This is a genomic window from Marinitenerispora sediminis (assembly GCF_003336425.1).
Classification (GTDB): Bacteria; Actinomycetota; Actinomycetes; order Streptosporangiales; family Streptosporangiaceae; genus Marinitenerispora; species Marinitenerispora sediminis.
On record NZ_QEIO01000369.1, the window covers coordinates 1 to 434 of the forward strand.

Below are 434 nucleotides of genomic sequence, written 5' to 3' on the forward strand. Positions count from 1 at the left end.
GCGAGGTCGGCGAAGTAGATGTGGGTGCTTTCCAGAGTGTAGGCGCGTCCGGGCCCGAAGAGGTGGTGGTCCACCTGGGCCAGCGGCAGCGGTGCGGCGGGGCGCCCGAGGGCGGCGGGCGGGGAGGCGGCGAACACCGGCGTCACACCCCCGCCTGTTCGAGCACGTAGTCGGTGAGGGAGCCGATCGTCTCGAAGTGGTGCTGGGCGAGCGTCTCGGGGTCGGCGTGGAAGCCGAAGTCGTCCTCCAGCCGCATGAGCAGTTCGAGGGCGGTGGTGGAGTCGAAGCCGAGGTCCTCGAAGAGCCGGGTCTGCGTCGACATCGACTCGGGCTCGCGCCGCACCGCTGCCGCTGGCCCAGGTGGACCACCACCTCTTCGGGCCCGGACGCGCCTACACTCTGGAAAGCACCCACATCTACTTCGCCGACCTCGC

1 protein-coding gene is annotated in these 434 nt (G+C 70.3%); it reads right to left on the minus strand.

Annotation, left to right across the window (positions count from 1 at the left end):
* Positions 1–142: 142 nt before the first annotated feature.
* Positions 143–343: an acyl carrier protein gene (locus DEF28_RS26860; protein ID WP_267900223.1), complete on the minus strand. Its 201-nt coding sequence runs from the start codon at positions 341–343 to the stop codon at positions 143–145.
* Between the last annotated feature and the right edge of the window lie 91 nt (positions 344–434).